19 protein-coding genes and 1 riboswitch are annotated in these 22,300 nt (G+C 62.6%); of the genes, 9 read left to right on the top strand and 10 right to left on the bottom strand.

The genetic code is table 11. The features are described 5' to 3' along the window. Nucleotides 1-63: 63 nt before the first annotated feature. Genes QP363_RS00370 through ffh form a run of 3 tightly spaced genes read left to right on the top strand, consistent with a single transcriptional unit; the run spans nucleotide 64 to nucleotide 4,159 of the window. The gene (locus QP363_RS00370) at nucleotides 64-402 is read left to right on the top strand and encodes a P-II family nitrogen regulator (protein ID WP_284761928.1); all 339 of its coding nucleotides are present in this window, start codon (nucleotides 64-66) and stop codon (nucleotides 400-402) included. 2 nt (nucleotides 403-404) lie between these two features. Then, nucleotides 405-2,504, top strand: coding sequence for a [protein-PII] uridylyltransferase (locus tag QP363_RS00365; protein WP_284761927.1), 2,100 nt, complete (start codon nucleotides 405-407; stop codon nucleotides 2,502-2,504). A 50-nt stretch (nucleotides 2,505-2,554) separates the two neighbouring features. Continuing rightward, nucleotides 2,555-4,159, top strand: coding sequence for a signal recognition particle protein (gene ffh / locus QP363_RS00360; protein WP_070445495.1), 1,605 nt, complete (start codon nucleotides 2,555-2,557; stop codon nucleotides 4,157-4,159). 63 nt (nucleotides 4,160-4,222) lie between these two features. On the opposite strand, the gene QP363_RS00355 is transcribed toward ffh, so the two are convergent. Further along, a complete protein-coding gene (locus tag QP363_RS00355) occupies nucleotides 4,223-6,475 on the bottom strand; it encodes an acyltransferase family protein (RefSeq protein ID WP_284761926.1) in 2,253 nt (750 codons plus the stop codon). A 294-nt stretch (nucleotides 6,476-6,769) separates the two neighbouring features. Here QP363_RS00355 and rpsP point away from each other — a divergent pair, with 294 nt between their 5' ends. Beyond that, nucleotides 6,770-7,294, top strand: coding sequence for a 30S ribosomal protein S16 (gene rpsP / locus QP363_RS00350; protein WP_070445501.1), 525 nt, complete (start codon nucleotides 6,770-6,772; stop codon nucleotides 7,292-7,294). A gap of 59 nt (nucleotides 7,295-7,353) precedes the next feature. On the opposite strand, the gene QP363_RS00345 is transcribed toward rpsP, so the two are convergent. Together QP363_RS00345 and QP363_RS00340 are read right to left on the bottom strand one after the other, a co-directional pair. After that, complete coding sequence (locus QP363_RS00345) at nucleotides 7,354-8,019, bottom strand: TetR/AcrR family transcriptional regulator (protein ID WP_070719432.1); 666 nt, start codon at nucleotides 8,017-8,019, stop codon at nucleotides 7,354-7,356. 23 nt (nucleotides 8,020-8,042) lie between these two features. Beyond that, the gene (locus QP363_RS00340; RefSeq protein ID WP_216379754.1) at nucleotides 8,043-8,441 is read right to left on the bottom strand and encodes a cupin domain-containing protein; all 399 of its coding nucleotides are present in this window, start codon (nucleotides 8,439-8,441) and stop codon (nucleotides 8,043-8,045) included. A 33-nt stretch (nucleotides 8,442-8,474) separates the two neighbouring features. Here QP363_RS00340 and rimM point away from each other — a divergent pair, with 33 nt between their 5' ends. From rimM to QP363_RS00320, 4 genes are read left to right on the top strand one after another with little or no spacing between them, the layout of a single operon-like run. After that, on the top strand, nucleotides 8,475-8,975 hold the full coding sequence (rimM, locus tag QP363_RS00335; protein WP_284761925.1) for a ribosome maturation factor RimM: 501 nt from the start codon (nucleotides 8,475-8,477) through the stop codon (nucleotides 8,973-8,975). Continuing rightward, nucleotides 8,972-9,814, top strand: coding sequence for a tRNA (guanosine(37)-N1)-methyltransferase TrmD (trmD, locus tag QP363_RS00330; RefSeq protein WP_284761924.1), 843 nt, complete (start codon nucleotides 8,972-8,974; stop codon nucleotides 9,812-9,814). The genes rimM and trmD overlap by 4 nt, the downstream gene beginning before the upstream one ends. Before the next feature lies 1 nt (nucleotide 9,815). Further along, nucleotides 9,816-10,184, top strand: coding sequence for a hypothetical protein (locus QP363_RS00325; protein WP_070445512.1), 369 nt, complete (start codon nucleotides 9,816-9,818; stop codon nucleotides 10,182-10,184). Nucleotides 10,185-10,224: 40 nt separating this feature from the next. Beyond that, nucleotides 10,225-12,516 (top strand): Tex family protein, encoded by a 2,292-nt coding sequence (locus QP363_RS00320; RefSeq protein ID WP_070719428.1) that lies wholly within the window; start codon nucleotides 10,225-10,227, stop codon nucleotides 12,514-12,516. 258 nt (nucleotides 12,517-12,774) lie between these two features. On the opposite strand, the gene QP363_RS00315 is transcribed toward QP363_RS00320, so the two are convergent. Continuing rightward, nucleotides 12,775-13,914: an HNH endonuclease signature motif containing protein gene (locus tag QP363_RS00315; RefSeq protein WP_284761923.1), complete on the bottom strand. Its 1,140-nt coding sequence runs from the start codon at nucleotides 13,912-13,914 to the stop codon at nucleotides 12,775-12,777. 327 nt (nucleotides 13,915-14,241) lie between these two features. On the opposite strand from QP363_RS00315, the gene QP363_RS00310 reads away from it, so the two are divergent. Next, nucleotides 14,242-16,407 carry a YhgE/Pip domain-containing protein gene (locus tag QP363_RS00310; RefSeq protein WP_284761922.1) on the top strand — a complete coding sequence of 722 codons (2,166 nt, stop codon included), beginning with the start codon at nucleotides 14,242-14,244 and terminating at the stop codon, nucleotides 16,405-16,407. Here the strand turns inward: QP363_RS00310 and QP363_RS00305 are convergent. The 6 genes from QP363_RS00305 to thiC all read right to left on the bottom strand — a co-directional run bounded on the left by QP363_RS00305 (nucleotide 16,404) and on the right by thiC (nucleotide 22,059). Continuing rightward, the gene (locus QP363_RS00305) at nucleotides 16,404-17,462 is read right to left on the bottom strand and encodes a ThiF family adenylyltransferase (protein ID WP_284761921.1); all 1,059 of its coding nucleotides are present in this window, start codon (nucleotides 17,460-17,462) and stop codon (nucleotides 16,404-16,406) included. The genes QP363_RS00310 and QP363_RS00305 overlap by 4 nt on opposite strands. Nucleotides 17,463-17,497: 35 nt before the next feature. After that, nucleotides 17,498-18,277, bottom strand: a complete 780-nt coding sequence (locus QP363_RS00300) for a thiazole synthase (protein ID WP_284761920.1) — start codon at nucleotides 18,275-18,277, stop codon at nucleotides 17,498-17,500. Beyond that, entirely contained in the window at nucleotides 18,278-18,475 is a 198-nt protein-coding gene (gene thiS / locus QP363_RS00295; protein WP_070711422.1) for a sulfur carrier protein ThiS, read from the bottom strand. Next, a complete protein-coding gene (gene thiO, locus QP363_RS00290; protein WP_070643820.1) occupies nucleotides 18,472-19,617 on the bottom strand; it encodes a glycine oxidase ThiO in 1,146 nt (381 codons plus the stop codon). The genes thiS and thiO overlap by 4 nt, the downstream gene beginning before the upstream one ends. Next, nucleotides 19,614-20,264 carry a thiamine phosphate synthase gene (locus tag QP363_RS00285; RefSeq protein WP_070445538.1) on the bottom strand — a complete coding sequence of 217 codons (651 nt, stop codon included), beginning with the start codon at nucleotides 20,262-20,264 and terminating at the stop codon, nucleotides 19,614-19,616. The genes thiO and QP363_RS00285 overlap by 4 nt, the downstream gene beginning before the upstream one ends. Next, on the bottom strand, nucleotides 20,257-22,059 hold the full coding sequence (thiC, locus tag QP363_RS00280; RefSeq protein WP_070445541.1) for a phosphomethylpyrimidine synthase ThiC: 1,803 nt from the start codon (nucleotides 22,057-22,059) through the stop codon (nucleotides 20,257-20,259). Before thiC ends, QP363_RS00285 begins: the two co-directional genes overlap by 8 nt. After that, nucleotides 22,055-22,169: riboswitch (TPP riboswitch) on the bottom strand. It overlaps the preceding gene by 5 nt. Nucleotides 22,170-22,300 lie beyond the last annotated feature (131 nt).

Below are 22,300 nucleotides of genomic sequence, written 5' to 3'. Positions count from 1 at the left end.
AGGATGAATCCTGCACCAACCGTCCAGCCGCGGGTCGACACCGCCGGAGCTAAGGAGTAACAGATGAAGCTCATCACTGCCATCGTCAAACCGTTCACGCTGCCGGACATCCGTGAGGCCTTGGAGCAGCACGACGTGCACGGCCTGACCGTGACCGAGGCCCAGGGTTTCGGCCAGCAGCGCGGCCACAGCGAGGTCTACCGTGGCGCCGAGTATGCCACCGACTTCGTGCCCAAGGTCAAGCTGGAGGTAGTCACTTCCGACGAGCAGGTGGAGGATATCCTTTCTGCCATCGTTGACGCCGCCTATACCGGAAAGATCGGTGACGGCAAGATCTGGATTACTCCTGTTGAGGATGTCATCCGCGTGCGCACCGGCGAGCGCGGCGAGGCAGCCCTGTAGAAGTGTCTACGGCCGCTCAACTGCGTGAGGACGCCTATACCTCGGCGATAGAGCTCACGCAGTCTTTGCAGCTTCCGTCCGGCTGTGCGCTTGCCGCAACGGGTTCTTTCGCCCGCCGGGCGATGACCCCTTTTTCGGATCTTGACCTCATCCTCCTTCACCCGGATGATACGGAGCTGCCCGAAGATGTGGTCGCTGAAATCTGGTACCCCATCTGGGATGCCAAATACCGGCTCGATTATGCGGTGCGGACCCCCAGCGAATTTGGCGCTATCGCTGGTTCCGATCCCGCCGCCGGCTTCGCGCAGCTGGATCTGGCCTTCGTTGCCGGCGACAAGCAGCTCGTGGACTCCACCCGCGCCCAGGTCTATGCCTCGTGGCGACGCCTACTGCAGAGCAACTTCGACGCTTTCGTCGACCTCGCCATTACTCGCTGGCGCCGTTCTGGCACCCTGGCCACGATGACCCATCCGGATATTAAAAATGGGCGCGGCGGCCTGCGCGATATCCAATTCCTGCGGGCGCTCGCCCTTGGCAACCTCGCGGATGCCCCAGCACTTGAGGAGGAGCAGGCCTTGCTTCTCGACGTCCGCACGCTCCTTCACGTCACCGCCCGGCGGCACCGCGATGTTCTCGACCCTGAGTTCGCCGCGGAGATCGCCCACGAGCTTGGTTTCGCCGACCGCTATGACTTGTCCGCGGCCGTGGTCACCGCGGCTACCGCGGTAGATAGAGCCGTGGAGAGGGCATTGGCGACTGCCCGGGGAGTCGTATCCAAACGCAGCCACAACCGCACACGTAAGCCCCTCGATATTGGGGTGGTTGATGCCGGAGGCGAGATCCGCCTCGCTCGTACCGCGGACTTGGATGAGCCGTGGCTGCTCTTGCGCGTGGCCGCCGCCGCAGCACGCTCGGGCAGAAGCGTTCCGCCCCATGTCTGGGAGCAGCTGCGCGAGTTACCGGAGCTGCCCGAACGCTGGCCCGCCGCTGCGACGGATGCATTCTTTAGTTTATTGTCCTCGCCGCTCAATACCCCGCGCCTCATTCAGGAGATGGATGCTCACGGCTTGTGGGAGCGGCTCGTCCCAGAGTGGGAACACATCCGAGGGCTGCTGCCGCGCGAGCGCACGCACGCTCATACCGTGGACTACCATTCCATCCTTACCGTCGCGCGCTGTGCAGAAGCACGCACCTCCGTAGCGAGGCCCGATCTGCTGCTCTTGGTGGGGCTCTACCACGATATCGGGAAAGGATATGGTCGCCCGCACGAGCTGGTGGGGGCGGAGATGGTGGCGCGTGCCGCGGCCAAGCTTGGCCTCGACCTGGCGGATCGCTCCCGCGTGCAAACCGTGGTCGCTGAGCACACCACTCTGGCGCGCATCGTCTCCCGTACCGATCCTGTATCCGATGAAGCCCGTGACGAGCTCCTCGAAGCCGTGCGCTATGACTACCTGACTCTAGCGCTCCTCGTCGTACTCGCCCGCACCGATGCTGAATCCACCGGTCCCGGCGTGTGGAACCGCAGGCTGGAGAAAGGAATCGATGCGGTCAGCGGCCGCGCTTTTGCACAGCTAGAAGCTCTGCATCCAGTTCGTCCTCTGGTTGCCGCCGACCGCGACATTGGACTGCGCCACAACCCCGAGGATGACAGCTTTACCGTCCTGTGGCGCGGCAGCTATCAGAGGGAGGCCGTGCGTGCGTTGGCACTTATCGCCGCGTTGGGCTGGAACATCCTCTCCTCGCGCCTCGTGCGCACTGAGGAGGGCTATGCCGGTGAGTTTGATATTCGCGCTCTTCACGGTGCCATTGACCTCGCGACGGTAGAGGAGCGCCTCGTGCAGTCCTATAAATCAGGGACCTATACCGTGCTGCCTGATTTCGTACCGGGACCGGCGACGGCGATGTGGACTGGGGGAGTCTTCGAGGTTCGCATCGATGACTACCCAGGTACCCTCGGCCACGTGCTCGCGCTGCTTCCGGAGTGCGAGTGGCTATCCACCACCACGCCGGGTGCCACGATGGTGCTTCACGCCGTGCCGCTTGGCGACATCCCCCGCGCTACGCTAGTCCGGAATGTGACCCAAGCACTGGTCAACGGCTAAGCTGGGGAAGTTATAAATTTATCCACGATAGTTGAGGGAGCACTTTTAACGTGTTTGAGTCTTTGTCTGACCGCTTGCAATCAGCCCTGTCCGGCCTGCGCGGCAAGGGCAAGCTGACCGAGGCGGACATCAATGCCACAGCACGCGAAATCCGTCTGGCGTTGCTGGAGGCGGACGTCTCGCTCAACGTCGTGCGCGGCTTTATTAAGCGCATTAAGGAACGCGCGGCAGGCGCCGAGGTTTCCGAGGCACTGAACCCGGCGCAGCAGGTAGTCAAGATCGTCAACGAGGAGCTCATCGAGATTCTCGGCGGCGAGACCCGCCGCCTAAACCTGGCGAAGAACCCGCCGACGGTCATCATGCTCGCCGGCCTCCAGGGTGCTGGTAAGACCACCTTGGCGGGCAAGCTTTCTAAGCATCTGGCCTCCAAGGGACACACCCCGATGCTGGTGGCCTGTGACCTTCAGCGCCCGGGCGCGGTGCAGCAGCTGCAGATCGTTGGCGAGCGCGCGGGAGTCGATGTCTACGCTCCGGATCCGGGTACCTCCCTGGATTCCCACGAGCATGAGATGGGAACCTCCCATGGGGATCCGGTGGACGTCGCCAAGCGCGGTATCGAAGAGGCCAAGCGCACCCAGCACGATATCGTCATCATCGATACCGCCGGCCGTCTCGGCATCGATGAGACCCTGATGACGCAGGCGCGCAACATCCGCGATGCCGTCAATCCGGACGAAGTCCTCTTCGTCATTGACTCGATGATCGGTCAAGACGCCGTGCAGACCGCCGAGGCCTTCCGCGATGGCGTGGACTTCACCGGTGTCGTCCTGACCAAGCTGGACGGTGACGCCCGCGGTGGTGCGGCACTGTCCATTCGTGAGGTCACGGGCAAGCCCATCATGTTCGCCTCCACCGGTGAGAAACTCGAGGATTTCGATGTCTTCCACCCGGAGCGCATGTCCTCGCGCATTCTGGGCATGGGTGACCTGCTGACACTTATTGAGCAGGCGGAGTCCAAGCTGGATCAGTCTAAGGCGGAGGAAGCCGCCAAGAAGATGGGCTCCGGCGAGATGACGCTCAATGACTTCTTGGACATGATGCTCATGGTGCGCAACCTGGGCCCGATGGGCAACCTGCTCAAGATGATGCCCGGCGGCAACAAGATGAACCAGATCGCCGATATGGTCGACGAAAAGCAGCTTGACCGCATCCAGGCCATTATCCGCGGTATGACGCCGGAGGAGCGGGAAAACCCGAAAATTCTCAACGCTTCACGTCGTAAGCGCATTGCCCTCGGTTCTGGCGTGAGCGTGTCTGACGTCAACCAGCTCATTGAGCGCTTCACCGAAGCCAAGAAGATGATGTCGCAGATGGCCGGCCGTTTTGGCATGCCAGGCATGGGCGGTGGGCGTTCCGCTACCAAGAAGAAGCCGAAGGGCCGCAAGGGCAAGAACGGCAAGCGCAAGCCGCCGAAGCGTCGTGGTGGCGGCGGTATGCCGGGGATGGGCGGCGGAATGCCGTCGATGCAAGAACTGCAGAAGATGCAGGAACAGCTCGGCGGCGGCATGCCCGGGCTGGGAGATATCAAGATGCCGAAGGGCATGGAGAATATCGATCTCAACAACCTGGACTTTGGGCAGGGCAAAAAGAAATAACCGAAGAATGCTGCATTCTTCGCTAATAAGGGCCGGCGCTAAAAAGCGCCGGCCCTTGTCGTTTTAAATGGCTTTATCTGCCGGATATGCAGGATAGGGGATAGGCTCCGCCGGTGTGGTCGGAGGCGTCTCAGCGGACTGAGGCACTATGGGGCTGTCCGTCGGGATCTGCGGGGGCTGCTGCTGCACCGTCTCGCCCTTGAGGAAGGGGGTGATGGCTTCACGGATGAGCGGGATGGCCGAATCCGCGAAGGCCTTGGTGAAGTGGTGCATATCGCGGTACACCATGATATTGCCGATGATGACCGGGCAATCGCCGTTGGCATCGCAGAACCACGTCGAGGTGTCCACGGCCAGCATGTTCTTGTACTGGGAGAGGACTTCGGCGCCGGGGTCATAGGGAGCGTAGACCTCTTCGAAGCGCATGCCGCATCCGAGAGAATCCTGGGTGGCTACGTAGCACTCATCAAACTGGAGGCCATTGCCGTGCTCATCGAATCCCCACGGGTTATCACGGAAACCCAAGAAGGGAATATCGTGCTTGGCCAATTCGTCCCAGAAGGCCTTATAGCCGGGCGGGACGGCGTCTGGGCCGTGACCCAAGGGCTGGCCGGGTCGCGTTGAATTAGAGACCACGAGGGCCGGGTCCGCATCGATAATGCGCTTGACCACTTCCTTGCTCCACTCGGCACAGGAAGGCTTCACACTCAGCTCATCGCCGAGCTCGATGGGGCAACCCACGCGGGTGAGCGGAACCAGCTTGAAACCCATCTCGCGGCCCAAGTGATCCAAGGCCGAAGAATACTGCTCCGCGTGCGAACCGCCCACCAGGTAGACCTCGACATCGGAGTTGACATCACCGAAGATGCACGGCGTCACGCCGTCCTTCTGGGTCTCGATGAAGTAGTCCGTTGGCTCTTGCTCCGGGATGAAGCACCAGTTGTCGGCGACTGGCGGCTGAATGCCGCGCGCGAGAATCGGGTCAGGCTTGATCTCTACGTTCTCAGGCGGCGTGATGTTCTCGACGAAGGTCGTCGCTCCTGGGTAGAGCTTCGGGTCGAGCATTTCGTGGTTCGCTTCCTGCAGGCTGCGCAGCCACAGCGGTTGAACGGCCACGAGCGCAACGGTGCAGGCGGCAACGAGGACTCCGCCAACGCCCCGCAGAGCGCCGGTGCGAGTGCGAAGGTCGGCGAGGCCGCGGTGGACGGGGAGGTCGTCGGCAAGCGGGCGTTTGCGGTGCTGGCGCAGGGGCTTCTCGACGAAACGATGCGTCAGGTCCGCCAAGCCCAGCGACACCATGATGATGATGGCCCCGAGCCACCACGGAGGGGTGTCAAGGCCGAGGGCAGCGATGGAAATGATGAGCAGCGGCCAATGCCACAGGTAGAGCGGGTAGGCGATATCACCGAGCCAGCGAGAAACCCGGGTGGTGAGCACCCGTGAGAAAGACCCGCCGGAACCAATGATGATGAGTACTGCACCGCCGATGGGCAGAAGAGACAGCGGCCCAGGGAAGGCCAAGCTATCGGAAATAAGCAGGCCGGTACCAGCCAGAGCCGCCAAGCCGAGAGCCGTGGCGGGGTTGGACAGGCGCTGCGGCATGCGCAGGTGCGAACCATAGATAACGAGCACCGCGCCCAAAGTTAGCTCCCAGGCGCGCGACCATGTGGAATAGTAGTTTTCCGGGGTGCCAAAGAGGCCGTCGCGGGATGCATAGGCAAAAGAAACGACGGTGACTACGAGGAGGATCGGGCCCGCGATGGAATTAATGGAAGAGAAACGCTGTTCTCGTAGGCCCGTGTTCTTGGGGCGCAGGCGCATGAAAGCGGCCAGGCCGAGAGCGAAGAAGATACCCAGCAGGTAGAACTGGCCCTGCACAGCCATGGACCACATGTGCTGCAGTGGTGACGTAGTTGCTGAAGCGGCGGCGTAGTCAGCGTTCTGCCGTGCTAATTCCCAGTTCTGGTAGTAGAAGACCGTCGCAGTGATCTGCTTGGTGAGCTCCGTGTTTAAAAGCTTCGGGGCGAAGAGCCGGACAAGCACATAGCTCACGCCGATGACGAGCACGAGGGAAGGCACCAGCCGGCGGAGCGTGCGCCAGATGGGCCACCACGGGTTCAAGGAGGCATTCGGCCGTGCGGCATAGCGCAGCTGCGAGCCTAAGAAGAAGTATCCAGAAAGCAGGAGGAAGACATCGACGCCACCTGAGACACGGCCAACGAAGACGTGGTACAGAACAACCAAGGCGATCGCGATGCCGCGGAGGCCGTCAAGGTCGTAACGGTAGCGGAATGTAGAGGGGGCTTGTTTATTCATAAAAAGAGGAGTGTGTGGCGTCGAAATAACCGCATTACAGACTACCCCCTTCGCGGGGTAAGGCCTAACTCTGCAAGAGCTAAGGGGGATTTCCTATCTTGTGTGGGTTCCGCTAAAGTTGGTGGGGTTGTTCACGCACAGCGTGGAGGACACATAAAACTTCATCTCTGCGTAACGCCGGTACCGCCTACGGACGGCCGGCACGTCACGCGCAGGATAAATCCAAGGGTTGAACCGGCGCGCCACCAAGCGGCGCGTGTCTGAACTGCCCGGTGACTAGAAAAGGAGCCAATCATGGCCGTTAAGATCAAGCTGCAGCGTATGGGCAAGATCCGCAACGCTGAGTACCGCGTTATCGTCGCTGATGCACGCACCCGCCGCTCCGGCAAGGCTATCGAAAACATCGGTATCTACCAGCCGAAGCAGGAGCCGTCCCTGATCCAGATCGATTCCGAGCGCGCTCAGTACTGGCTGGGTGTCGGTGCACAGCCGACCGAGCCGGTTCTCGCACTGCTCAAGGTGACCGGTGACTGGCAGAAGTTCAAGGGTCTGCCGGGCGCAGAGGGCACCCTGAAGGTTGCTGAGGAGAAGCCGTCCAAGCTGGACCTCTTCAACGCTGCTCTGGCTGAGGCCAACAACGGCCCGACCATCGAGGCCATCACCGAGAAGAAGCGCAAGGCCAAGGAAGAGGCTGAGGCTAAGGCTGCCGCCGAGAAGGCTGCTGAGGAAGCCGCTGCCGCTGAGGCTGCTAAGGCCGAGGAAGAGGCCGCTAAGGCTGAAGAGGCCGACTCCGCTGAAGCTGAGGAGTCCGCAGAGTAATTTCTACTCGGCTAAAAGATTATCCCCGCTGACCTGTCGGTCGCGGGGATTTTTAGTGCTTAGGATCGCCCGGGGTGGTGCGCTTCCAGAGGATTGTCGAAGTCCAAGCCGCGGACAGCGGAGGCTATGACCGATTGCGCCAAGGTTTCCACCTTTTCCTCCGGTAGCGACCTCAAATGACCGCTGAGGCACAAGACTGTGAAACCGTGCACAGTGGACCAGCCGGCCAGGCAATTCTGCATCATGTGTTGCTTACTGGGTTCCTGTCCGATGGAGCGCGCATACTGCTCCATGTAGCCGTAGAAATTGAATGTGGCCTGCACGCGTAGGTCCTCGCCGGGGCCCTCGGCCGCGGCCGCGAGTCCAGCTGGAATATCAAAACCGCTCGTGGCCATCATGCACTCGAAGAAGTTCTGCTCCTCCAAGGCGTAGTGGTAGTAGGCAAAACCAGCCGCCATCATCTTGTCGACGATGGTGCCTTCCGTCTCTTCGAAGGCCTCGCTGAGCTTGGTAATGAGTTCGTAGGTGGCGACGTCCGCGACGGCATCGAGAAGCGCGGCTTGATCCTTGAAGTGGCGGTAGGCGGCGGTAGGGGAGACGCCAACCGCGCGCGTTGCGGCGCGAATCGTCACCGCCTCCGGTCCTCCCTCCCGGCCAAGCTTGATGGCCTCCTGGAGGATCTCTTCATGCAAATTTCCATGGTGATACGGCTTCGAACTACTCACACTATAAGAATAGTACTAAAAGTCTATACATTCGCGCCAGTGTGTGGCGTCAACATGGTGAGCAGCATGAGTGCAGGTTCCTCGCTACATGTCACCGCATGTGGCACGTACGCCGGAAGGTGCACTATGCGTCCGGGAGCGAGCACCTCATCTTGTTCCTCGCAACTAAAAATCACCGATCCCCGGAGCACCTGCACGGTGATGGGGTGTGCGGCCTTGTGATCAGGTAGGTCTTGTCCCGGCAGGAATGAAAAGAGGATGAGGTTTGCGCCGTCGGCACTGAGGACCCTCTTAACGGCTGGTCTGGGGCGTGTGGGGTGCGGCTCGGGGGCCTCATCGAGCAGATTCAGCGTTGCGAGGGCGGCGCTGTTGTGGGAGGCGTCGCCAAAGGTGGTTGCATCATTGATGGGAAGCTCAGTCATGCCGCCCCAGCGTAGCCCGTTAAGCTAGCAGGCATGGAACTACTCATTGGTCGCGTGGTGAAATCCCACGGCATTAAAGGCGAGGTCTCCGTCGAGGTGACCACCGATTCCCCTGAGACCCGATTCGCCGTCGGCGAGGTCCTTCACGGTAAGCAAGGTAAGAAGGAACATGAGCTCACCATTGCAGCGGTGCGCGCCCACAAGGGACGCCTGCTCATCACGTTTAAGGAAATCCCAGACCGCACGGCCGCGGATTCCCTGCGTGGCACCCAGTTCTTCGCCGAACCTCTGGATGACCCAGAAGACGACGGCTTCTATGACTACGAGTTGGAAGGCCTGCGCGTCCTCCTTGATGGCAAAGAGGTGGGTGAGGTGACCGGCGTGACGCACGGACCGACGCAGTCCCTCCTAGAAGTCACGCTCACCGAAGGCAAAGAAGCGCTCGTGCCCTTCGTGGAGGAGATCGTGCCGGAGATCGATCTGGAGGCAGGGACCTGCACCATCACCCCGCCGGAAGGGCTGCTCGACCTATGAGGATTGACGTTCTCACCATTTTTCCGGAGTATCTCGACCCGCTGCGCCACGCGCTGTTGGGTAAGGCCATCGAGCAGGGGAAGCTCGCGGTGGGCGTGCATGACCTGCGCCAGTGGGCCACCGACGTGCACAAATCCGTCGATGATTCTCCCTATGGCGGTGGCCCCGGGATGGTCATGAAGCCTGAGGTGTGGGGGCCGGCGCTTGACGACGTCTCCTCCGGCACCGCCTCCACCCAGGACCTCCAGAGCGCTCTGCCGCACCTGAGCAAGCCGCGCCACGATGACATCCATGGCGTCGAGGCGCGCTCTTATGGTGAAAGCGAGGATTCGGACAAACCGCTGCTCATCGTGCCGACCCCTGCGGGCACGCCCTTTACTCAGGCCGATGCGCAAGCTTGGTCCGCGGAGGAGCATATTGTGTTTGCGTGCGGGCGCTACGAGGGCATCGACCAGCGCGTCGTCGACGATGCGCAGCACCGTTATCGCGTACGTGAGGTCTCCATTGGCGACTACGTGCTCATCGGCGGCGAGGTAGCTGTTCTCGTCATTGCTGAAGCCGTCGTGCGCCTCATTCCTGGTGTGTTGGGGAACCGGCGCTCGCACGAAGAAGATTCCTTCTCCGATGGCCTGCTGGAGGGGCCCAGCTACACCAAGCCGCGCGAGTGGCGCGGCCTTCAGGTTCCGGACGTGCTGACCTCCGGTGACCACGCCCGTGTGGACCGGTGGCGCCGCGAGCAGTCGCTGGCGCGGACGTGGCAGCGCCGCCCAGAGTTGCTGGATGCAGCGGAGCTAAGTGACGCCGATCGCGCCTACCTGGAAACCTTAAAGGAGGATTGAGATGGACGTGAGCACTGACTTGTCAATACTTATGACCGAAGCTGAATGGAACAAGGTCCTCGAAGGTATGCCGCAGCGTTTGCGTGAAGGCGGAGTCGAGCCACAGGACATCAACGCCGAGGTCGTGTCATTTACCTGCGAACCCGACAACATTCTGGTCAACGAGTACATGGATAAGCACGGTCAGCCACCGGTGGGTGAGCACGTGTGGAGGGTCATCGTCAACGGCTCTTCAGATTTACCGCTGACGAAGGTCACCGCGGCCGTCGCGGACTGTTTGCCGCCGCACACATTGTGGTACGGGACCTCAGAGATTGGTCACACCGAGTTTGGGCTGGGCACTTCCTGCGCGTGGCAGGGCGGGGTATAGGGTGAGAAGGTCTTGAGTCCCCGACCCATAAAGAGGTTTTGTGAATATCGCAGCCACCATCGCTGGAGAGCTAGGCGTCAAAGAGCAGTTTGTCGAAGCCGCCCTCAAGCTCATGGCGGAGGGTAACACCGTTCCGTTCATCGCCCGTTACCGCAAGGAAGCCACCGGCGGGCTGGATGACTCGCAGCTGCGTATCATCGAGGAACGCTCGACCTACCTGCGGGAACTGGAGGAGCGCAAGGAAACGGTGCTCGCCGCGATTGAGGAGCAAGGCAAGCTGACCGATGAGCTGCGCGCACTGATCCAGGGCTGCGAGACCAAGGCGCGGCTGGAGGATCTGTACCTGCCGTATAAGAAGCGCCGCAAGACCAAGGCGGATATCGCGCGCGAGGCAGGACTTGAGCCGCTGACGGACAAACTCATTGAGAATCCTTCGGCGGATCCGGCCGAGCTGGCAGGGGAGTACCTCACTGAAGGCTTCGAGGAAGCGAAGAAAGCCCTCGAGGGTGCTCGCGCTATCTTGGTGGACCGTTTTGCACTGGACGCGGACCTCGTCGGCGAAGTGCGCGAGCGCATGTACACCAGCGGTTCCATGAATGCCGGTGTGGTGGAAGGCAAGGAAACCGAGGGCGCGAAGTTCAAGGACTACTTCGAGTTCTCTGAGCCTTTCGACAAGCTTCCCTCGCACCGCATCCTGGCGCTGTTGCGTGGTGAGAACGAAGGCGTGCTGCAGCTCAACCTCGATGCCGGCGATGACGCCATGTATGAGGGCATGATTGCGGAGCGCTTCGACTTGGACGTTGCCACCTCACGCTGGCTTGCCGACGCCGTCCACTGGGGCTGGCGCACCAAACTCTCCATCTCCTCGGGCCTCGACGTGCGCATGCGTCTCAAGGAGAAGGCCGAGGAAGGAGCGCTCAAGGTCTTCGCTACCAACTTGCGCGATGTTCTGCTGGCCGCCCCGGCGGGCCAGCGCGCGACGCTGGGCTTGGACCCGGGTTACCGTAATGGCGTCAAGTGCGCGGTCGTCGACCCGACGGGCAAGGTCCTTGCCACCACCATCGTCTACCCGCACCAGCCGCAGCAGAAGTGGGCTGAGGCGGTGAGGGAGTTGGCGTCGTTAAGCGCGGCTCATTCGGTGGACCTCATGGCGATTGGTAATGGCACCGCTTCGCGTGAGACGGAGAAGCTCGCCGGTGAAGTCGCGGACCTCATCGCGCAGGCGGGTGGGAAGCGGCCGAACCCGGTCGTGGTCTCGGAAGCCGGTGCATCGGTGTATTCGGCTTCGCAGCTGGCGGCCGATGAGTTCCCCGACATGGACGTCTCCCTGCGCGGCGCGGTGTCCATCGCGCGCCGCCTGCAGGACCCGCTGGCGGAGCTGGTGAAGATTGACCCGAAGGCCATCGGCGTGGGGCAGTACCAGCACGATGTCAACCAGGTCGCGCTCGCCCGCACCCTCGATGGTGTGGTGGAGGATGCCGTGAATGGCGTCGGCGTGGACCTTAATACCGCCTCGGCTCCGTTGCTGGAGCGCGTGGCCGGAGTGAACTCCACGATTGCGGCCAACATCGTGGCCTATCGCGATGAGAATGGCACGTTTGCTTCACGCAAGGAGCTGAAGAAGGTGCCGCGCTTGGGGCCGAAGGCCTTCGAACAGGCGGCTGGCTTCTTGCGCATCAATGGAGGTAAGGACCCGCTCGATGCCTCGGCCGTGCACCCGGAGGCCTACCCGGTGGTGGCGCGCATCGCGGAGAAGACCGGGCTGGGGGTTTCGGAGCTCATCGGCAATTCGCGCGTGTTGACGAAGCTGTCGCCGGCGGACTTTGCTGACGATACCTTCGGTGTGCCGACGGTGACGGATATCATTGCGGAGCTGGACAAACCTGGCCGCGACCCGCGCCCAGAATTCAAGACGGCTACCTTCAAGGAAGGCGTAGACAAGGTCTCGGACTTGAAACCGGGCATGATTCTGGAGGGCACCGTGACCAACGTTGCGGCCTTTGGTGCCTTCATCGACGTTGGCGTGCACCAGGACGGGCTTGTGCATGTGTCCGCGATGAGCCACAAGTTCGTCTCTGACCCGCATGATGTGGTCCGTTCGGGCCAAGTGGTGAAGGTCAAGGTCATGGAGGTCGACGTGGAGCGCCAGCGCATTGGTTTGTCGCTGCGGCTTGACGACGAACCCGGCCAGCCCGCCCCCAAGCGCCGCAACGGCGGCGGGCGTTCCGAGGGGCGAGGCGGCCGTTCCGACCGGCGCAACGGTGGGCGTGGCCGCGCGGACCGCGGCGGCGGTGGCTCGATGGCCGATGCCCTCAAGAAAGCCGGCTTTTAAAGCTCATCTAGTCACGCGCCACAAACCCCTGACCGTTCAAACGGTTGGGAGTTTGTGAGTTTTTCGGCGGGCTGTTCTGCACGGACGGTGCATTGGACACGCCCGTGGGATGGAGCGATCGCCAAAGACTCGGAAGGCCTCAAGAAAGCTGAGGTTTCCGCGTGGCGCAGGGCTGAGTCCGCCGTGTTAAGAGGACATTCCGTGCTGGTGGGGAGCCGGTTCGGGGTGTGGACGTGTGCGGCTAAGCTGCCGCGAAGACTATCCGGGCGGCGACACAGTGCTGGGTGGTGATGGGTGTGGGTCCGGCGGATCGGGTGGTTGGCCTGGAGGAGTGCGCGTCGGGCTCGTGGCCTGCCGGTTTATGGCTTCTTGGTAGGCCGGCTGCCCGGTAATCGGTGTTCCCCAGGGCGGGATATAGTCAACGGGTCCTCTCAGCCGAAAGACATAGCCTCGGCCGGTTGGGCTGGTGGGGTCATCGTCGTTAATACCGTTGTGATAAGCGCACAACATGGTCAGGTTGGGCGGGTTGGTTTCTCCGCCCGCCTGCCAAGGGATGATGTGGTGGACCTGGCAGTAGTCCGCCGGTTTATTGCAGTCTTCGATCGCGCAGGTGGGGTGCTCCGCGCTGGCCATGATGCGTTGCTCGACGCTGGCAAAGCGCGAAAGACGGTGCAGCCACACCGGGCCGATAGTGGGGTGGACCAGTGTGGCGTAGCCAGTTTCGGCGAACTTGTAGGTGAGAAACTCCGCGCCGCTCATGCGCCCACCGTTGGTGAGCTCGAGTTCGATGTCATCGCCGTCATGCCGGACGATTTTGTCGAGCTCATCGAGTGTAATCACGACGTTGGTTCCCACCGCCGGCCGCGAGCCCACGCCCTCCTTAAAGAAGACCTGACGGGTGGCTTCCAGGAGGTCGGTGGGGTTAATGGACTCCAAGGTGCTGCGCATGGTGGAGATGCTGAGCGCGGAATCAGTAACCGTGAGCGAGTACGGGCCGTTCTTGCGGTAGGTCAGCCGCACCCCTGGCGACGGCACGCGTTTCGGTTTGAGTTCTTTCAAACGTTCCGCCGCCACTGAAGGAATCCGTTCTGAAGGCGTGGATGCAAGTGTTACGCGCACATTCCAGACGTCGAGTTGCTTCTTCAGTTTGGCGGCGTAGGACTCAATGAGGCTTAGTGTGGCCAGGTCGTGGCCTTGGCGTCGGGCTGCTTGGCGGGCGGTGCGCTGCTTGCCGGTGAAGCGGGTATCGCCGAAATAGATGGCATGAAGTGACGCCAGCTCTGCCGCATCGCCGCGTGAGGCGCCCAGCGCGCGCAAGCTTTCGGGTGTGCTGGTTGCTGCTTCCACCAGCGCAATCCCCGAGTTACGAAGGCGGATGTAGGTCTCAATATCCCCCATGGGCACAGAGCCTAAAACAGGCCTTAAGGCCTCGCAACCGGAGGGGGAAACGCCCTGTTCATGTGCCTTGTAACTCGGAGCTCACACGGGAGTAACTAGCACCCACACGGCCAAACGCAGTCACCAGGTCGTGATTCGGAGCTCGCACGGGAGTAACGGCATGGGGTGCAATGACACGAATAGCGATAAGTTTACAGGGCCAACATATTAGGTGGTATGTTTGGTGAAACAAATGAACTAGTGGTCCCGCTTATCGTTGTACTTCCTCTGAAAGTCCTGGGCAGAAGGCTATAAGCGGGCCAGAGCTAAAACCATGAGGAGGCGGGAATGCGCCGTGAGACGGAAGAAAGCCGGAAGAATGCTTCTTCGCCTGGCAAGGCAGCTAAGGGGAGCGCAGCAGGCCACGACAGTGAGGCGATGGGGTGGCACCGCGTCCTCGATTGGCGCCCCACGAGTACCTTGTCGCGCGTGCTCATCGTTTTCCTTCTCGTAGCACCCATCGTCATCGCGGGCACCATGATGTGGGCCATGTGGGACCCCTCTAAGTACATGCGCAACATTGATTTGGCGGTGGTGAATGAGGACGCGGGCGTCGAGAAGCAGGGCACCTACACTAACTACGGCGATCAGGTTGTGGAAGGCCTAATGGAGACGCAGTACCTGAACTTTGCCGAAGTCAGCAAGGGCGACGGGGATGAGGGGCTGCTCAAGGGCACATACCTCATGGTCGTGACCATCCCGAAGAACTTCTCCGAGCAGGCCGTCACCATCATCAGCGATAAACCGGTCAAGCCGGAGATTCACTTCGCCACTAATGACTACTACGGCACGAATGGCTCGGTGATTTCTTCCAGCCTCATCCCGCAGGTGCAGACCAGCGTGGAGAATGCGATTTCCAAGAAATACGCCGACCAGGTTATTGAGGGGCTGAATAAACTCAGCGATGGTCTGGGAACCGCGGCCGAGGGCGCCGGCCGTCTCGATGAGGGTGCGGGCAAATTGCAGGAAGGCGGCGGGCGCGCGGTCGAGGGAATCGCCAAGTTGGACGCCGGCGCGGGCGATCTCAACAACGGTACGGGCCAGCTGCTGGACGGCACGAACCGCCTGAATGATGGAGTAGGGCGCCTCAGCGATGGTGCCGCGCAGCTCGATGATGGCGCCGCGCAGCTTGCCGACGGCTCCGCCAAACTGCTCGCCGGAACCGGCCGCCTAGCGGATGGCGCGGGCCAGATCGATGGCGGCGTCAACCAACTGACGGGCATGCTCATCCCGGTGCTCAAGCAGGCGCAGGCCGTAGCTCCAGCGCTGCTGCAACTTGTCGACGTCCTCCGTGGCCTCGGCATGCACCAGCAAGCCGACCAACTCTATTCCCTGGTCTCGAAGCTGGACCCGGCCGCCAGTGGAAACATGGTGGCGCAACTGGAAAAGCTCTCTGACGGCACCGGTCAGCTCTACTACAACCTGTCCGATCCCAACTCGGAGTACCTCGGCGGCATGATGGCCCTCAATGACGGTGCGCACCGCTTGTCCGATGGCTCGCAGCAGTTGCGCGCGGGTGTTGGCGAGCTGGGCGACGGTGCCGCCCAGCTGCAGGATGGTGCTTCCCGCTTGCATGAGGGCACCGGCACGTTGAAGGACGGCACGAGCCAGCTGGCAGCCGGTGGTACGGAGCTGAAGGATGGCATGGACCAGCTCAAGGCGGGCTCGAACGAATTGGCCACCAAACTTGCCGACGGTGCCGCCAAAGCCCCCTTCATTAGCCAGCCGGATACGTCCGCACAGAACATGGCCGTGCCCATCAACTTCACCTCCTCCAACCTTCACCCCGTACAGACGGTGGTCAGCCCGGTTGACCCGACCGAGAAGAACATCACGGGTGGCGCCTCGCTACTCTTCGTGCTGGTCTTCGGCTTCCTTGTGATGCTGCTCCTGGCGATGACGCTGCCGTACTACCTGGGCCGTCGCGGCGAGGCAGTTACGAGCCCGGTACGTGGCATCCTCGCGGCCTTCGGCGTGGTGGCGGGGCTGAACTTCTTGGTCTTGGCCTTCATGGGCTTGATGTCCTCCACGATGGGCTGGAGTCCTGCCAGCTGGCCGATGATGTTGTTAGTCATCGCCGCCATCGCGGCCGTGGGTGCGGCGACCTACCAGTTCTTCCTCGTAACCTTCGGCCGCAAGATTGGTGCCGTCTTCGCAGTCGGTGCTTTTGCCCTAGGCGTCATGGTCTTCGGCGGCGTGTGGCCGGTAGCGGCTATTCCGCGGCCGCTGAGCATGCTGCATCCTTTCCACCCGATGTCTTATGCGAAAAACGCCTTTACCCGCGCTACCGACGGCATCCACGATGGGACGTTCTGGGCCGGTATCGCGGTGCTGTTCATCGTGACCGCTCTGGCACTGGTGGCTTCCTGCGTGATTTTCCGGGCTCGTCACCACGGCACGGCGCGCATCCTCGACGAGCATCTCTTCCGCACGCCGGCGGTGGCTGGTGCCTAGAAATCTTGTGCTGCGAGCCCACCGGGCAGGTTGCGCAACTCGATGCCCATGTCCGCGGCGAGATCGGCGTAGCGCAGGACAAAGCCAGCGCTGCGCCCACCGGAGGGGCAGGCCACGTAGACCAGTTCGGATGCGCAGGCGGATAGTGCTCGGCGCACGGAATCATCATCGGTGACGGTATGCCAGGGCAGTGTCACCGCGGCATAAGGAAAGTTGGGCTCCTCGGAGATATCGAGGAGGGCAGCCTGGCCGGTGACAAGCTCCGGCGGCAGGGTGTTCCGGCCAGGTAGGGCAGTAACGAGGGGGCGGTCGGGATCGGCGCCCACCCGCAGTGTGCGGAAGCTACCGGGCAGCGCCTCATAGGAGGTGAGGCGGCCACGCAGCTCCTCGTAGTGCGGAAGCTTCCCCAACCAGCCCAGTGCCGCGGTGGCCATGAGCCCCGCGATGACCGATGTCGTAGCCCCCAGGACCCCCGCTGTGGAGCACTCGAGAGCCTCGCCACTAGGCGGGGCGGGGAAGAGATCGCGCAAGCCCACTCCGCGCCCGTCAGCACATGCATTCCCGGAGTGCCACAGCGCGGCCTGCCCGCCGTAGCGCAGCACGGTTCCCCAAGTCAGTGGGGTAGAGGTGAGCTCGCAGGCATCAGCGACGAGATACTTCGTATCGAAGGTATCGGAGCCGTCGAGGACGAGGTCGGCCTCGGAACACAGGTCGAGGACGGTGGAGGAGCCGAGGCGTTCCTTAAGCGCGGTGATGGTGAGCTCGGGGGCAAGCTCGCGGGCGCGCGCGGCGGCTACCTCGGCCTTGGGCTTGCCGACGTCCCCTACACCAAACAGCACCTGCCTGTGCAGGTTGCTGATATCGACGGTATCGGAATCAATAATTGTGATTCGCCCGATGCCAGCCGCCGCCAGCTGCTGGAGGGCCGGGCAGCCCAGTCCACCGGCGCCCACGACGAGCACGTGCGCGGCATTGAGACGCTCTTGGGCCGCGTCACCGAAGCCGGGGAGAAGGCGTTGGCGCGCGGTGCGGGCGAGTTCATCTTTGCTGAGCATAGGTCCCTTGTGCGGCGGCGATCAATGTCACAGGTCTAGAGAACGTGGTCGGCCCAGGAGGCTAGGCCCTCGAAGGTGGAGGATGCCTGGGCGTGTTCGCGCTGCGGAATGCGCCCTGCACGTCGGGCTAGGCGGCCGGCTTCGACGGCGTGGTGCATGGCGGTGGCCATGGCCTCGGGATCCTGGCAGCGGTTGACCGCGCTGGCGAGAAGCACGCCGGAGCAGCCGAGCTCCATGGCGAGGGTGGCATCAGAGGCGGTGCCGATGCCGGCGTCGACAAGCACGGGCACCGAGGCACGTGAGCAGATGAGCTCGAGGTTGTGGGGATTGAGGATTCCCAGACCAGTGCCGATGGGGGCTCCGAGAGGCATGACGGCTGCCGCTCCGGCGTCTTCGAGGCGCTGGGCGGCTACGGGATCGTCGCTGGTGTAGGCCAGGACGGTGAACCCTTCGGCGCTCAGCAGCTCGGTGGCGTCGAGGGTTTCCACGACATCGGGCAGCAGCGTATGTTCGTCGGCGATGACCTCGACCTTGACCCAGGAGGTCCCCAGTGCCTCGCGGGCCATGCGGGCGGTGAGCACGGCCTCGCGCGCGGTGCGACACCCGGCGGTGTTGGGGAGTGGGGCGATGTCCAACCGGCGCAGCAGATCGAAGACACTCTCACCATCACGGGTACCAGCGTGGCGGCGCATGGCCACGGTAGTCAGCTCGGTTCCGGAGGCGACGAGCGCGCGCTCAAGGGCGTCGTGGCTCGTGGCCCCACCGGTGCCCATGATGAGGTGGGAAGAAAAGGTGGTCTCGGCGATGGTGAGCATTTAACCTCCTTGGACTGCGGTGAGGATTTCCACGGCCGCGCCTTCGGTGAGTGAGGTGGACTCCCACTGCGAGCGAGGAACGACTTGTTCGGACACGGCCACGGCGGTGCCGTCGGCTGCGATGTTCTGCTCGTCCAACAATTCGGTGATGGTCGTCGCTGAGGTGTCAGTGGGCTGGCCGTTAAGGATGAGGATCATGGCTGCTCCTTGAGGTGACGTAGAGGATCACAAGCGGTGAGATCGATGCTGGATTCGGTGCCTTCGATGAGCTCGCGTGTACAGCGCGCGGCCAGGGCCGTGAGCAGAATGCCGTGGCGGAAATAGCCGGTGGAGATGACGAGCTTGTCGCTGACGCGGCCGAGGTACGGCAGGTCATCCGGGGTTCCGGGGCGGGCACCCGCGCTGGCCTCGAGGAATTCGCACTCTTCGACGGCGGGCAGCACACGGATGGCGTCGCGAAGCAGCGCGTAGACACCGCCGGCCTGGGCCGTAGCAAGAGTGTCCTCGCGGGTTGTAGCGCCAACCGCCAAGGTGCCGTCGCCGCGGGGGATGAGGTAGATGGGGCGGTCCTCCACGAAGCCGCGCACCACGCGGGTGAGCAGAGGCTGGAGCTCGTCCGGTACGCGCAGGCGCAGGATATCGCCGTATACCGGGCGCAGGTGTAGCGGAGATTCTTCGAGCCCGGCTGATGCAGCCCACTCGATGTCGCGTGCTCCCAGGCCTGCAGCGAGTACCACCTGTTCAGCTTCGAACTCGCCGACGGCCGTGGTGACCATGCCCGTGTCAGCATTGATCGACTGTGCTGCCGTACGGAAGAAACGCACACCGAGTGCTTGGGCTGCGCTGAGCAGTGCAGCTGTCCACTGGCGGGGGAAAACCTGCGTGTCACCCGGAATACTCACCGCAGCAGCCAGACGTGGCGAGAGCAAAGGTTCGGCGCGCCGGGCTTCGCGCACGGTGATGCGCTCGACCTCCATGCCGTGGAGGGATTGATAGTCAGCCAGCTCGGTGAGGTGCTGAGCATCCGCACGGTCAGCGGCGACGACGAGGGTACCTTCGGCGCGGTAGCCAGTTGGGACCTCGGTGTGCTGAGCCACGAGATCGATAAGCTTCGGGTACCACGCGCCGGAGGCACGCATCAGCGGGAAGAGTGGATCCTGTTGGTAGACCACCTCCGCGGCGGGGGCGAGCATGCCCCCGGCATAGTGCGAAGCCCCAGAGGCCGGTGCCGGGTCCAAGACAGTGACCTTAAAGCCCCGCGCGGCCAACTCCACGGCGGTGGCCAGACCGATGACGCCCGCGCCGACGACGATGACTGAAGAATCAGAGCTAGTACTCATCGCGCACCTTCGTCAAAACCGGACAGCAGCGCGCGGCAATAAGCTTCTGGGTCCTCGGCATTCATGATGCCGCGCACGACGGCTAGTCCGGCCACACCAGTTGCCGCAAGATCGGCTGCATCCTCAGCGGTGACATCCCCGATGGCTACGAGTGGCACGCGGGAGAGCTTCACCAATTCCGGGTAGGCGTGAAGTCCTAAAGGCGTGCGGCCGGAGTCCTTCGTCGGAGTCGCGCGGAACGGGCCGCAACCGATGTAGTCAATGACATCTGCGACGTCATTGGCGGCCTCGACCAATTCGCGGGTGCCGGTGGTCAGACCGATAATCGCGTCCGGACCCAACAACGCGCGGGCAGCGGCGACGGGTAGATCATCTTGGCCGACATGCACGCCATGCACCGGCTCGCCGGCGTGGCGTAGGGCGGCGGCGACGTCTACGCGGTCGTCGATAAGCACGCGTGTTTCTGGGTTAGCCTTCGCCACCGCGCGGGCCACGTCGCGGCCTAAATAGAAAAGGTCGCGGGCAGAAATTGGCTTGGAGCGCACCTGCACGACCCCGGCACCGCCTCGCGCTGCTGCCGCAGCGATGCGCACGATCTCCGCAGGCGTGCCCGCGCCCGTGACGAAGTAGCAGCGAAGATCAGGCATGCGCGGTTTCTTCCTCCTGATAGAGCTGCGAACCTTGGGCCTTGAACTCTTCCGACATCTGTTTCTCACCGGCACGGGCAGCTGCCACGACCTCTGGATCAACGGCGTCCTTACCCGGAAAACTTGGCATACCAAGGGAGTCGGAGAAGGTATCCCGGATGTCCTGGCTGATGCGCATAGAGCAGAACTTCGGGCCGCACATGGAACAGAAGTGGGCGGTCTTCGCCGGCTCCGCAGGCAGGGTCTCATCGTGGTAGGCCTGCGCGGTGTCTGGGTCGAGGGAGAGCGCGAACTGGTCGTGCCAGCGGAATTCGAAGCGGGCCTTACTCATCGCATCATCCCAAGCGCGCGCACCTGGGTGGCCCTTGGCCACGTCGGCTGCATGGGCCGCAAGCTTGTAGGTAATCACGCCGGTCTTCACATCATCGCGGTTGGGAAGCCCCAAGTGTTCCTTCGGCGTGACGTAGCACAGCATGGCCGTACCACCCATGGCGATGTGTGCCGCACCAATGGCGGAGGTGATGTGGTCATAGCCCGGTGCGATATCCGTAACCAGCGGGCCCAGCGTGTAGAAGGGAGCATCCGAGGCCCAGTCCTGCTCGAGCTCGTTGTTTTCCTGAATCATGTTGAGCGGGACGTGTCCTGGGCCTTCCACCATGACCTGGACGTCATACTCCCAGGCGCGCCGGGTGAGCTCACCGATGGTTTTGAGTTCAGCGAATTGGGCGGTGTCGTTAGCATCCGCCAAGGAGCCGGGGCGCAGACCATCGCCGAGGGAGAAAGCGACGTCGTAGCGCGCGAAAATCTCACAGAGTTCGTCGAAGTTCTCGTAGAGGAAGGACTCCTTGTGGTGCGCCAGGCACCAGCCTGCCATGATGGAGCCGCCGCGGGAAACAATGCCGGTGACGCGGTTCGTGGTCAGCGGCACGTAGGGCAAAAGCACGCCGGCGTGCACGGTCATGTAGTCCACGCCCTGCTCGCACTGTTCGATGACGGTATCGCGGAAAATCTCCCATGTCAGGTCTTCCGCGACACCATTGACCTTCTCCAGCGCCTGGTAGATGGGCACGGTGCCGATAGGAACCGGAGAGTTGCGCAGGATCCACTCGCGGGTGGTGTGGATGTCGTCACCGGTGGAGAGGTCCATGACGGTATCCGCGCCCCAGCGGGTGGCCCAGCGTAGCTTGGATACCTCCTCGGCGATGGAGGAGGTCACCGCGGAGTTGCCAATATTGGCGTTGATTTTGGTGAGGAACTTCCGACCGATGATCATCGGCTCCGACTCGGGGTGGTTGACGTTATTAGGCAGGATGGCGCGGCCACGGGCGATTTCGGAGCGCACGAACTCTGGGTCGCAGTGCTCGCGTAGGGCCACGAACTCCATCTCCTTGGTGATGATGCCCTGGCGTGCATAGTGCATCTGGGTAACGCGCTTGCCTTCCTTAGAACGCAGCGGTTGGCGACGCTCCCCCTTCCACTCCTGGGAAGCCGCACCGCGGCGCTCGGCCGAGCGGCCATCGTCAGCGAGGTTGCGTGCGCGGCCCTCATATTCCTCAACGTCCCCGCGCTCCGCAATCCATTCGGCGCGCAGTGCCGGCAGACCGACTTCGGGCTCACACTCCGGGCCACGTGTGCGGTAGATACGGAAGGGCTCATTGGGGCCGGTAGGGGAATCATCCAGCTGGATCTCGGTCTCCGGTACCTCCAGGCCATTCTCCCGGATGGGGGAGTAGGAGTGCTTGGGGTGGATCTCGCCGGAGTTGGTGGACTGGATGGGGTTATGGGTAGCCGTCATGGCTGCTCCTCTCTTCCTTCGCTGGTGCTAACCAGACAGGTTCGAACGGTGCAGGCGCGGTATCAGCGCCACTCTCAGCCCACTTCCCGTGGGCACCCGTGGGGTATCAGTGCGCCACCCACCTTAGAGCCAGCAATGAGGAGATGTCAGGCGTTTGACGGAATTTGTTCTTCCGGGGTGGGGTGTGGAAAGATAACGATGTTCTGTGTAATAGGCACGAACCGGTCAGCTGCCGCGAGGC

This window comes from Corynebacterium sp. UMB6689 (genome assembly GCF_030215295.1).
Lineage (GTDB): Bacteria > Actinomycetota > Actinomycetes > Mycobacteriales > Mycobacteriaceae > Corynebacterium > Corynebacterium aurimucosum.
This window is presented reverse-complemented; position numbering and strand designations above follow the sequence as displayed.

Excerpts from the sequence above, each read along its gene's own strand:
- QP363_RS00370 (WP_284761928.1), top strand. The coding sequence starts at position 64 with ATGAAGCTCATCACTGCCATCGTCAAACCGTTCACGCTGCCGGACATC.
- QP363_RS00355 (WP_284761926.1), bottom strand. The coding sequence starts at position 6,475 with ATGAATAAACAAGCCCCCTCTACATTCCGCTACCGTTACGACCTTGAC.
- rpsP (WP_070445501.1), top strand. The coding sequence starts at position 6,770 with ATGGCCGTTAAGATCAAGCTGCAGCGTATGGGCAAGATCCGCAACGCT.
- QP363_RS00340 (WP_216379754.1), bottom strand. The coding sequence starts at position 8,441 with ATGACTGAGCTTCCCATCAATGATGCAACCACCTTTGGCGACGCCTCC.
- rimM (WP_284761925.1), top strand. The coding sequence starts at position 8,475 with ATGGAACTACTCATTGGTCGCGTGGTGAAATCCCACGGCATTAAAGGC.
- trmD (WP_284761924.1), top strand. The coding sequence starts at position 8,972 with ATGAGGATTGACGTTCTCACCATTTTTCCGGAGTATCTCGACCCGCTG.
- QP363_RS00325 (WP_070445512.1), top strand. The coding sequence starts at position 9,816 with ATGGACGTGAGCACTGACTTGTCAATACTTATGACCGAAGCTGAATGG.
- QP363_RS00315 (WP_284761923.1), bottom strand. The coding sequence starts at position 13,914 with ATGGGGGATATTGAGACCTACATCCGCCTTCGTAACTCGGGGATTGCG.
- QP363_RS00310 (WP_284761922.1), top strand. The coding sequence starts at position 14,242 with ATGCGCCGTGAGACGGAAGAAAGCCGGAAGAATGCTTCTTCGCCTGGC.
- QP363_RS00305 (WP_284761921.1), bottom strand. The coding sequence starts at position 17,462 with ATGCTCAGCAAAGATGAACTCGCCCGCACCGCGCGCCAACGCCTTCTC.
- QP363_RS00300 (WP_284761920.1), bottom strand. The coding sequence starts at position 18,277 with ATGCTCACCATCGCCGAGACCACCTTTTCTTCCCACCTCATCATGGGC.
- thiS (WP_070711422.1), bottom strand. The coding sequence starts at position 18,475 with ATGATCCTCATCCTTAACGGCCAGCCCACTGACACCTCAGCGACGACC.
- thiO (WP_070643820.1), bottom strand. The coding sequence starts at position 19,617 with ATGAGTACTAGCTCTGATTCTTCAGTCATCGTCGTCGGCGCGGGCGTC.
- QP363_RS00285 (WP_070445538.1), bottom strand. The coding sequence starts at position 20,264 with ATGCCTGATCTTCGCTGCTACTTCGTCACGGGCGCGGGCACGCCTGCG.
- thiC (WP_070445541.1), bottom strand. The coding sequence starts at position 22,059 with ATGACGGCTACCCATAACCCCATCCAGTCCACCAACTCCGGCGAGATC.